The sequence below is a fragment of the Bacillus sp. SIMBA_008 genome, from assembly GCF_046535495.1.
Lineage (GTDB): Bacteria > Bacillota > Bacilli > Bacillales > Bacillaceae > Bacillus > Bacillus subtilis.
In genome coordinates, this window is sequence record NZ_JAWRWL010000016.1 from 1 (window position 1) to 547 (window position 547).

Annotated in this window: 1 protein-coding gene and 1 pseudogene; both read left to right on the forward strand. The window is 42.6% G+C overall.

Translation table 11 applies throughout. From position 1 onward, the window contains the following. Positions 1 to 171 (forward strand): annotated as a pseudogene (locus tag SB658_RS21825) (PTS glucose transporter subunit IIA); the annotation flags it as partial. Between the two features lie 19 nt (positions 172 to 190). Beyond that, the coding region (locus SB658_RS21830) for a family 1 glycosylhydrolase (RefSeq protein ID WP_410602268.1) at positions 191 to 547 on the forward strand (357 nt) is incomplete at its 3' end.

The following is a 547-nucleotide window of genomic DNA, read 5'->3' on the forward strand; positions in this document are numbered from 1 at the left end:
GCCATCACTGAGGGCGAATTGCTTGCGGAGTTTGATATTGAAGCCATCCAAGCTTCCGGCCTGTCCGTCACAACACCAGTGATTATTACCAATTCAGGTGAGTTTAGCGATATCATAGAAACAGAAGAAAAACAAACCACACCAGGACAATCATTTTTACATCTCGTTTAATGAAGAGGAGGAAGAAATTATGAGATATTCAACACTAGCACCATTTCCAAAGGACTTTTTCTGGGGCGGATCTACTTCCGCCTATCAAGTAGAAGGTGCGTGGAACGAGGATGGCAAAGGACCATCTGTCATTGATATGAGAGCAAGTTACCCTGAAGGGACAACAGATTTTAAAGTGGCAAGCGATCACTATCACCGCTATAAAGAGGATGTGAAGATGTTTGCAGAAATGGGTTTGAAGGCTTATCGTTTCTCTATTGCATGGACACGGATCATTCCAAATGGAGATGGGGAAATCAATCAAAAGGGAATTGAATTCTATCATTCTCTCATCGATGAATTGCGCCGCTATGATATTGAACCAATCGTGACGATG